General features: G+C 58.3%; 6 protein-coding genes and 4 pseudogenes. 5 read left to right on the top strand and 5 right to left on the bottom strand.

Annotated elements, in window-relative coordinates; all coding sequences use genetic code 11:
• Positions 1 to 148: 148 nt before the first annotated feature.
• Genes ACODS4_RS27880 through ACODS4_RS27870 form a run of 3 tightly spaced genes read right to left on the bottom strand, consistent with a single transcriptional unit; the run spans position 149 to position 4368 of the window.
• Positions 149 to 1606, bottom strand: coding sequence for a hypothetical protein (locus ACODS4_RS27880; protein ID WP_488869099.1), 1458 nt, complete (start codon positions 1604 to 1606; stop codon positions 149 to 151).
• 12 nt (positions 1607 to 1618) lie between these two features.
• Positions 1619 to 2131: a hypothetical protein gene (locus tag ACODS4_RS27875; RefSeq protein ID WP_488869097.1), complete on the bottom strand. Its 513-nt coding sequence runs from the start codon at positions 2129 to 2131 to the stop codon at positions 1619 to 1621.
• Entirely contained in the window at positions 2128 to 4368 is a 2241-nt protein-coding gene (locus ACODS4_RS27870; RefSeq protein WP_488869095.1) for a sensor histidine kinase, read from the bottom strand. Before ACODS4_RS27870 ends, ACODS4_RS27875 begins: the two co-directional genes overlap by 4 nt.
• 185 nt (positions 4369 to 4553) lie before the next feature.
• Between ACODS4_RS27870 and ACODS4_RS27865 the strand changes: the two are divergent.
• Together ACODS4_RS27865 and tnpB (ACODS4_RS27860) are read left to right on the top strand one after the other, a co-directional pair.
• Positions 4554 to 4851: pseudogene (locus tag ACODS4_RS27865) on the top strand (transposase); the annotation flags it as partial.
• Between the two features lie 58 nt (positions 4852 to 4909).
• Positions 4910 to 5074: pseudogene (gene tnpB, locus ACODS4_RS27860) on the top strand (IS66 family insertion sequence element accessory protein TnpB); the annotation flags it as partial.
• Positions 5075 to 5157: 83 nt separating this feature from the next.
• On the opposite strand, the pseudogene ACODS4_RS27855 reads toward tnpB (ACODS4_RS27860), so the two are convergent.
• Positions 5158 to 5307: pseudogene (locus ACODS4_RS27855) on the bottom strand (IS701 family transposase); the annotation flags it as partial.
• Positions 5308 to 5397: 90 nt separating this feature from the next.
• Here ACODS4_RS27855 and tnpA point away from each other — a divergent pair.
• From tnpA to tnpC, 3 genes are all read left to right on the top strand, one after another.
• Complete coding sequence (tnpA, locus tag ACODS4_RS27850; protein WP_488869093.1) at positions 5398 to 5868, top strand: IS66-like element accessory protein TnpA; 471 nt, start codon at positions 5398 to 5400, stop codon at positions 5866 to 5868.
• Positions 5868 to 6215: an IS66 family insertion sequence element accessory protein TnpB gene (gene tnpB / locus ACODS4_RS27845; protein WP_488869091.1), complete on the top strand. Its 348-nt coding sequence runs from the start codon at positions 5868 to 5870 to the stop codon at positions 6213 to 6215. Before tnpA ends, tnpB (ACODS4_RS27845) begins: the two co-directional genes overlap by 1 nt.
• A gap of 80 nt (positions 6216 to 6295) precedes the next feature.
• The gene (gene tnpC, locus ACODS4_RS27840; RefSeq protein WP_488869089.1) at positions 6296 to 7921 is read left to right on the top strand and encodes an IS66 family transposase; all 1626 of its coding nucleotides are present in this window, start codon (positions 6296 to 6298) and stop codon (positions 7919 to 7921) included.
• Between the two features lie 23 nt (positions 7922 to 7944).
• Here the strand turns inward: tnpC and ACODS4_RS27835 are convergent.
• Positions 7945 to 8988 (bottom strand): annotated as a pseudogene (locus tag ACODS4_RS27835) (IS701 family transposase); the annotation flags it as partial.

The following is an 8988-nucleotide window of genomic DNA, read 5'->3' as shown; positions in this document are numbered from 1 at the left end:
GCCACCGGCAGCGACCCGGGTGACCCACTTTGATAGTTCCCCCTCCGGACTCAAATTCTGACTCACAAGTTGGGTGGCGACGACGGCCTTCTCTTCGACACCCAGTTCCCGGAGGTGCTCAGGTATTACGCTGGGTTCGCCGCTCACGTCACCCAACTCCCGTTTCCAATCCACAGCCTTTCACACAATTGGGTGCTATTGGCGGGTCATGAAGGGCGACATCGCGGGCAACGACCGACCGTATGCGTCGTATCGCGGACCATGCACCGGAGCACGGTGCCTCCTCATTGCCCTCGTTGTAGGCCAACGACAGGGCGTTGTTACACGTCTGTTCGATCCAATCGCTTGATTCGGTGCTCAAAGGATGCGTTCTCGAAAGCGCCCATACCCGGTACTGGTGATCTTCAGGATATCCCTTGGCGACGAAATTCTTCTGGCGACACTTCAGTCCAGAGCATGCCCCATCGTCCATGAAGTTGTGGAAGGTGTTTACCGTCGTCAGGATCTTGCCGGCCTTCGCTCCGGACGACATGCGGCACGCATCCACCACGCCTGTGCCGACCACGATCAACTGGTTGTCGCGGTCATTTTCCCAATGAGCCCAGTCCCGGGCGATCCCCACCCCCGCACCGAACAAGCCGCTGTCGAAACGGATGAAGGGCTGTACAGCGTGTAGGAGGATGTTTATGGCCTCAATCATCTGATCAGCGCAGCATACTGCCGCCCGAACTGCCGAACGCTGGTTCTCGCCGGATAGTGCTCGAATGTCTCTGACCAGGAAATGAGCAAGGATCCCGTCGCCGGTGAATTTGTCAAACACCCCTAGATGTCGATGGACGATAGAGCGCAAGACCTGCACCATCGCTGACAACCACTTTGCAAAATATTCAGGATGCACAGCCTTTTCCATCATTTGTGTAGATTTTCGTAAATCCAAAGAGATGGTGACTGTATCAATTCCATCTCCTCCTTTATCATGCCGCAACCAAGGGGGATCAATGGAGGTTCCCTTATTTCTTCTTGAGTGAGCTTGACGGAGATAGAAGGCTGAAAGAACTGGGGGAAACGCTTGGAATGCGGCGCGGCGCCGTCGTACGGCCTCGTCCAGCATCATCGCGATCACAAAAAGGGCAGAGTCAGAGCGGAAGTTCGACTTATCACAAAAGCAGCTGTCTTTTTTTATGAGTAGGGCGCATCGCATCTCCTGCGTATAATTTTTCCCTTTGCTTAAGATTCTTGCGATAAATAGCATTTTGAACTCTTCATCATCACCCTCTTCTTGGGGGAATTCGGCAGTTTTTCGGTGAAAAATATCCTCTCCCAATTCATAGATATGGTCGTTTTGCTTCAAGTTCCAGGTTTTGGACTTCAAAATAAGGTGATGTATCATTTTCTCAGCAACGGCGTCGCCATCTTTCATTTGAGGTGTAATAACAAGCGCATCGTCTCCTCCTTTGCCAAGGCAGGCGAACGCGCTGATACCGGGAATGTTGATGAAAGCGCGGACAAGGGCGCGATCAAGGTCTTTCTCGCCGATACACCCTCGAAGCTCGACGGCCACTTGAGCGACATCGGGTATTTCGCACGACTTGCCATCCACCTTCATCACCGTGTTCCGTCAGTTGATAAGCCGCAACTTGGATATGACTTCGTAAATGAATGCCGCCGTCATTGGCGGTTTTGGCCAAATATTGTTTCTTCCGATCTGAGCGACGATCGCCGGCGGGACTCGATCGGCATAAGCGGTCAGGAAAAATCTCCCGGCGAAATTTTTTCCTCTACACTCATCGAAAAGATGGTCGCCAATAAGTTCAAGACCTGTTTTTCCTGAACGCATTAAGTCAAATATAATTACACATTTTTCCGGTGTTTGTACTCCCTTCAATAGGTCGAAAAAATACTCTTCTGTGCAGGCTATTATATAAACGATCTGTATCCTGCGTTGATCTACCGTAATAGTCATGCTGAGTCCATCTGTAGCAATTAGTTTTGCTCCGGGTACATCTTCCAATCCAATGTAATAGTCGCATAAAATATCAAAGACCGTGCTCATCCAGGCGCGGATATTTGCCGGCTCGTCATCGAAATGGATAATAGTATATTTGATGCTTTCTTTGGTATCTAACATCATCGTGCTTTCAGTAGCCGTGGAATGGGGATAGTGAAGCAGGTGCGCCAACTGCCATCAGCCTGCTCGATAGAATCAACCTCGATTTCGCGCTTGGGGTCGTGGGCCGTCAGGATCATGGCCGAGACGGACAGGCCCAGTCCGGTGCCGGGACGACGAGAGTCGGGAGCCATGCCGCTGCTTTCGCGGTGGAACAGTTGAAAAATCGTTTGGCGTTTGTCCTTGGGGATGGGGACACCAAGGTTGATCACCCGGACGCGCCATTGATCTTGAGTGGCACTGATTTCGACGGTGATCGTGCGGTCACGGAATGAATATTTGATCGCATTATCAATAATATTAAATAATAATATATAGATCAAATCACGGTCAGCCCAACCATTTGTCAAATCATTTGGCATCCTTTTTTCGCGCTGAATATTGCAACCACGATCATTAGCTTCTGGTGTAAGGCAATTAATGGCCTCATCTAATACGCGATCAATGTCAAAAAATGTGATTTTTAGCGCGCTAGGATTTAAATTATCCAGAAGAAGGCGTGTTTCATCGACAAAAACTGCTGTTCTTTGCACGAATAATGTTGCCCAATCCAGATATTCGCTGAATTCCCGCTCATGGACCAAAACTTCATGTAATCTTTCCGGACCTTTATTGCGATAGCGATAATAAATACGTCGAACCGCATCTAGATGGGTGACGACGCCAGTCAGGCCGGACCTTAAGGCATGCCTAGTTTCTGTCAGATCCTTAATCATCTTTCGATAACGCAGCCGGTCGCCGATTAGACTTCCAAACTCACGACACAGGTACCCCAGAATGACTTTTCTGTATTTTAGGATGTCATGTGTGGAGATACCGATGACGAGCTTGTTCCTTCCGCTTTCCAAATGGGCGAGAGGTATGACGTACGCCTTTCCGCTTCCCACCGTGATGATGGTTTCGCTGCTTTTTGCGTCGATCTTCGAGACGGCACTCTCCACCACATTTCTGAAGGACTCGTCAGACAGATGGAGGAGGTTACCGCTCCCGACGACGGCGGAGAACGTGGAGCATGGGGCGATCTGTCTGACTAACGTCTCCAGGCTATAGAATACGTTAAGAACATCTTTCCCAGTGTCGATGATTGCTGTGGATTTAAGCTCAATCTGCTCGACCGCATCGGCTATCAATCTTTGCGCTTCGCGCATTTCCAACCGAGGCAGTGCTTCGGCCAACATCGTCGCAATGCCATTCACGAATGCCTCATCCTGGTTGCTGAACGAGGAATAGAAATGGCCGCTACTGTTTTTGCCGACCACCTCGATCACGCAGGCAACCCCTTCGTTCTTCTTGACGTTATCGCCACTCCAGCTTTCTACCAACACCGGCACTGCCATGGAGGCGAACGAAAGGCTCTGTCCAAAAATCAGGCTGGAACCTGTTGACTGCGTGGCCAGAGTCTTTCCCTCCAACCGGATTGCCTGTTTCCTTTCCACCGCGACTTGGATCAGTTCGGGCGACGATTGGAGTTCAACTCCCTCAGCGCGGCTTTCCGCCTTGATGATCTCTTTTCGATGGTTGCATCGCGTGTAGGTAATGGAGCTGAATTGTGCCCAGCAACCCTTCCGCACCGCCTCCGCCATGATCTGCAAGGCGACTTCGGCGGAGTTGGTCGCCATTAACTCCACGCCGATTTCCTTCTGGCGGTTCCAGATCCGGTACTCGCGGCTGCGTCTGATTTGATCTGCCAAGGCCCGCGTCGCGAGCGGTAGGACCGCTGCGTTCTCATCCCCGATGGGAGCGGCGTTTTTCGCCACCACCTGAATGCAACCGATATAGTGGCCGTCGTGTCCCGCCAAGGCGTGGAATGATTCATCCCCCTCCAGGAGACCGACCTCTTTAGTTATGGCCTGCAGAGGTCCAGTTCTTAATCTGTGGGAGATCGTTCGCTTAGCCAGGACATCTATGGGTTCGTTTCCGCTGCCCCGTGATAGTTCAGCGAAAATACCACCAAAATGAATCTTTGATTCAGTAAATTTATCAACTAATTCGCTATTTTTGAGAGTAACAATCTGGTCCAGGCGCAGCTCGTTGCGTTGTTCATTTGTGTCTAGCAACCAAAGACATACCCAAACATTTTGCTCACCGAACAGAGCGCCGATGATCTCCATGAATCTGGCGCGATCTTCATAGTGCTGATCCATTGAATAGGGGCGACACAGGAGTTCTACCAGCCGCTTCAGATAAGCTATACCACTCATATCATCATCCGTACGTTGATAATCCCGGCTTCCTAACTTAACTTTGATCACATATGGATTTTTATAACATAATATCAGAATTTAAAGGTATTGCAATTCTATTTTAGAGGCTGACCGAAAAAGAGTTGAGTGATTTCAGTACCTTGTGATTCGTTTGTGGTTGCGAGCTACGAAGGTTTCCCAAGATGGTCTGGACTGAAATCACCCGGCGGAAGTATCGACGAGACGAGCTTCGGTATTCAAGCGATATGACGAATGCGGAATAGGCTGTCATTGAGCCCTTTCTTCCTCGTGCTCGACGGCTCGATCGGCCCTGGACGACCGAGCTGTGCGCGATGGTGGATGGCATCTTGTACATCGCGATGACCTGCTGCCAGTGGTGGATGCTGCCGAAGGATTTTCCAGCCTTTACGACGGTGCAGGGCTACTTCTACCGCTGGCGGTGACGACGGGCTCTGGGCGACGATCAACCACCATCTGGTGACGGCAGTCCACGGCTTGGTCCCCCTGGTCGCCGAGGCGCTGAGCCGATCGCTATTGCGGCGACGTTTTCGCCTTCCGCTCGCACTGCCAGGACCGACTCAAGCTCTTGGTTTGGGACGGCACCGGGGTGATTCTCGCATCGAAGTGGCTAGCATTACAGTTGCGTATTTCTTTTGATGTGAGCGCACCTTGCGACTGCCTGATGGGCGCGTCGCCAGATTGACCATGCGATGATGTGGGCGGGTTGGATTTGGCGCTGAGCCATTCTGGTGGCGATGCGCCTGATTTCCTGCATGGACCATCGGATCAAGGATGGGGTGGCGGTGCCATCCGCCGTGCCCATTGGAGAGTTTTTTGGGGTGTCTGGCGGTTGAGGTGATGGCGGATGGTGGCCAGCATGGCAAAGGCGAGCATGACCAGGGAGACATGCCGGCGCCATCCATGCCAGGAACGGGTGTATCTCTCCGGCGAGGGCCGCCTTGAAGGCGTCGCGGTTCGCTGTCTTGTCTGGGGTGTTTTGGCGAACCACCTCTTACGAGCGCACTCATGACGGGATCGGTATCGAAGGCTGAGATTTTGCCGGGGCCGGAGCGGCGTCGGCGCTGGAGCGTCGACCAGAAGCTGGCGATCGTGGCGGAGATGGAGCGGGCGGGATCCTCGGGCAGCGCGGTGGCGCGGCGCTACGGGATTTCCACCGGGTTGCTCTACACGTGGCGTCGGCAATCGCAGGGGCTGGCCACGCGCAGCCGGGGGCGAACGTCCAAAGCGGCGCCGGCCAGCTTCCTACCGGTGATCGTCCGGCCGGAGGAAGAGTTGGCGGTGGTCGCGCTGTCGCCGCCAACGGAGGCTTCCATCGCTCCGCCCTCCATCCCGGTCCCAGCGGCCGCGTTGGAGGGCGGGGCGGTGCCGGCGGATGGCGTGATCGAGATCGAACTGTCGGGCGGGCACCGTCTGCGGGTTGATCGCCATGTCGACGCCGAGGCGCTCCGGCGGGTTCTGTCGGTGTTGGGGGCGTGATGGTGCCGACGGCGCCCGGAACGCGGGTGTGGTTGGCGGCGGGCTTTTCGGACATGCGCCGGGGCTGGGCCGGTCTGGCGCTCCAGGTCCAGGAGGTTCTCGGGCACGATCCGCACAGCGGGCATCTGTTCATTTTCCGGGGGCGCCGCAGTGACCTGATCAAGGTGATCTGGCACGACGGCCAAGGCATGTGCCTGTTTTCCAAAAGGCTGGAGCGTGGCCGGTTCCTCTGGCCCTCGCCGGCCGACGGGGTGGTGGCGATCAGCCTGGGACAGATGGGCTGTCTCTTGGAAGGAATCGACTGGCGCATGCCCCAGAAGACTTGGCGGCCCGAAGCCGCCGGATGACTGCGGCACGATGAATCAGGCGGCGTGTTTGAGGCCGAAAAGCCAGCAACTCCGGGCCGTTTTTCCGTAAAATGGCGGCCATGGACGCCATCCCGGACGACATCGCCGCTCTGCGCACCGCCTTGGCCGCGGCCGAGGCTCGGGCCTGCGTGGCGGAAGCCGAGGCGGCTTGGGCGGTGGCCAAAGCGTCCGGCACCGACGCCCTGATCGCGCATCTGAAGCTGGAGATCGAAAAGCTGCGCCGGGAGCTTTACGGGCAGCGTTCCGAGCGCAAGGCCCGGCTGCTCGACCAACTGGAGCTCCAGCTCGAAGAGCTCGAGGCGACGGCGAGCGAGGACGAGGCGGCGGCCGAACGGGCGGCGGCCAAGGCCCGCACCATGGCGGCCTCGCCCCGCAAGAAGCCCTCGCGCCAGCCGTTCCCCGCGCATCTGCCGCGCGAACGCGTCGTCGTCCCGGCCCCGGCGACTTGCCCGTGCTGTGGTTCGGACAAGCTGTGCAAGCTGGGCGAAACCGTCACCGAGACGCTGGAGAGCGTTCCGCGCCAGTGGAAGGTGATCCAGACGGTGCGGGAGAAATTCTCCTGCCGGGCCTGCGAGACGATCAGCCAGCCGCCGGCGCCGTTCCACGTCACCCCGCGTGGCTGGGCCGGACCCAGCCTGCTGGCGATGATTTTGTTCGAGAAGTTCGGCCAGCATCAGCCGTTGAACCGGCAGGCCGAACGCTTCGCCCGCGAAGGCGTTCCGCTGAGCCTGTCGACGCTGGCCGATCAGGTTGGCGCCGCCTGCGCCGCGCTCAAGCCGCTGCACGCCTTGATCGAAGCCCATGTCCTGGCGGCTGGGCGCCTGCATGGCGATGACACCACCCTGCCGGTGCTGGCCAAGGGCAAGACCGACACCGCCCGGGCCTGGGTCTATGTGCGTGATGACCGGCCGTTCGGCGGCCCCGCCCCGCCGGCGGTGGTGTTCTACTATTCCCGGGATCGGGCGGGCGAGCATCCCGAGGGGCACCTGAAGGGCTTCACCGGGATCCTGCAGGCCGACGCCTACGCCGGATACAATCGGCTGTACGACGCCGAGCGGCGCCCCAGCCCGATCCAGGATTGCCTCTGTTGGGCCCATGCGCGGCGCAAATTCTTCGTGCTGGCCGACATCGCGGCCAACGCCAGGCGCGGGGCCGGGGCGCCGCCGATCTCACCCCTGGCGTTGCAGGCGGTGACCCGGATCGACCGGCTGTTCGACCTCGAGCGGGCGATCAACGGAGTGTCGGCGGACCGGCGGCTGGCCGTGCGAACGGAATTGAGCACTCCGTTGGTGGCCGAGCTGGAAGCCTGGATGCGGGCCGAACGCGCCCGGCTCTCCCGCCACGCCCCCGTCGCCAAGGCGATGGACTACATGCTCAAGCGCTGGGATGGCTTCACTCATTTCTTGCGCGATGGCCGCGTGTGCCTGACCAACAACGCCGCCGAACGCGCCTTGCGCGGCATCGCGCTCGGAAGAAAATCGTGGCTGTTCGCCGGTTCCGATCGGGGCGGACAGCGAGCCGCCCTCCTGTATGGCTTGATCATCACGGCCAAGATGAACGACGTCGATCCCCAAGCTTGGCTCGCCGACGTCCTCGCCCGCATCGCCGACATCCCGCAAAACCACCTTCACGAATTGCTCCCCTGGAACTGGAAGCCCGCCCGCAAGCTTGAAAAAGCCGCCTGACTGCGGCGCTCGGCGGATGCTTACGAACGGGTCTCGTTATGGTCGAGACCGAGTTCGTTCTTGGCGGTCTCGAAACTGTCCTCGATGGCCCAGCGGTGGCCCTCGACCTGGACCAGGGTTTCAATGCCGGTTCCGGCGGGGCACCAGGTGGTAAAGAAGGCCAGTTCGCCATCGGCGATGTGCCGGCGGATCAGCAGGCCCCGTGTCCACAGGCCGGTGCGGTTGTCGCTATAATCGGCGGCGTCCAGGTCGGCCAGTTCCAGATAGGCCCAGTCATGCAGACGGGGACCCTTGGTACCCTCTCCACAGGACAGGCGCTGCCAGTCGCCGACGGCCAGCCCCTCGGCAATGCTCTGGGCGGTGCCGCCCACCGGCCTGGGCTTGTCCCAGGAATTGAACCGGTGATCGGCCTTGACGCCCAGCACATAGCCCTTGCCCCACCGGCGCAGCAGCACCTCCAGGCCGCCGACGCCATAGACGCTGTCGGCTGCGACCCAACCGAACGGTGTGCCCGCCGCCACCGCGCACTCAATCATCGCCACGGCCAGCGCCGGCTTGGTAGCAAAGCCCGTACCCTCCGGGACATGCGCGGACGCCAGCCGGGCGGCATCGTCGGTCCAGGCCTTGGGCAGGTACAGCGCCCGGTCGATGAAGGCATGACCGTGTCGGGACACGTAACAGGCGAACACGCCAATCTGGCAGTTGGTGATCTTGCCCGCCGAGCCCGTATATTGACGCGCCACCCCGCATGACGCCTTGCCTTGCTTCAGGAAGCCTGTCTCGTCGATCACCAGCACCGCGTCATCATCGGCAAGCGCCTCCAGCGCATAGTCACGCACGATATCCCGCAGCGCATCGGCATCCCACCGTCCACGGCCCAGGATCGCCTGCTGTCGCCAGGGACCAGGGTCACCCGCTGCTTCCGCCCGCATCCATCCCGTCTTGCGCTGTTCTGCACCCAGCAGCCCGTCCAGAAACAAACCGGCCGAGGCTGCAACCCGATCCTGCGTGAATAAAGGCCGGATGCGCTCCTTCACGGACTGCAGCGAAGCCGACCAAAGACCAAG

The sequence above is a fragment of the Azospirillum sp. FG154 genome (assembly GCF_057809575.1).
Note: the sequence above shows the minus strand (reverse complement) of the source record. Positions and strands in the feature narration are given on the sequence as shown.

Excerpts from the sequence above, each read along its gene's own strand:
- ACODS4_RS27880 (WP_488869099.1), bottom strand. The coding sequence starts at position 1,606 with ATGAAGGTGGATGGCAAGTCGTGCGAAATACCCGATGTCGCTCAAGTG.
- ACODS4_RS27875 (WP_488869097.1), bottom strand. The coding sequence starts at position 2,131 with ATGATGTTAGATACCAAAGAAAGCATCAAATATACTATTATCCATTTC.
- ACODS4_RS27870 (WP_488869095.1), bottom strand. The coding sequence starts at position 4,368 with ATGAGTGGTATAGCTTATCTGAAGCGGCTGGTAGAACTCCTGTGTCGC.
- tnpA (WP_488869093.1), top strand. The coding sequence starts at position 5,398 with ATGACGGGATCGGTATCGAAGGCTGAGATTTTGCCGGGGCCGGAGCGG.
- tnpB (WP_488869091.1), top strand. The coding sequence starts at position 5,868 with ATGGTGCCGACGGCGCCCGGAACGCGGGTGTGGTTGGCGGCGGGCTTT.
- tnpC (WP_488869089.1), top strand. The coding sequence starts at position 6,296 with ATGGACGCCATCCCGGACGACATCGCCGCTCTGCGCACCGCCTTGGCC.